Here is a 291-nt window from a genome sequence, read left to right on the forward strand (position 1 = left end):
TGATTCGACGGGTTCTCATCCCACTCAGAGCTCTCTCGAACCGGCTCAACCGCCAGAACGAGCGGGATGTTCTGCCCGATGATCGAGAGGGTTGCGAATTTAAATGCTCGACCGTCTCTGTCCTTGGTCCCGCTGACCATCGGCATTCCTTCGACCTCTCCGTAGTAGGGAATAGTCGTGATGTCGATCGCGGCTGTGACTGGACGCCGGAACGATGCTTCAGAGGCGATCACCGAGAGTAAGCGATCCGTCGTTTTGTTGAATCCCCTCACGAGTTCTTCGGGGCCAAAT

General features: G+C 56.0%; 1 pseudogene. It reads right to left on the reverse strand.

The annotated features are described in order from the left end of the window. A pseudogene (locus EXE44_RS18985) lies at nucleotides 1-291 on the reverse strand (transposase); the annotation flags it as partial.

It is taken from the genome of Halorubrum sp. SS7 (genome assembly GCF_005435055.1).
In the GTDB taxonomy this organism is placed as follows: Archaea; Halobacteriota; Halobacteria; order Halobacteriales; family Haloferacaceae; genus Halorubrum; species Halorubrum salinarum.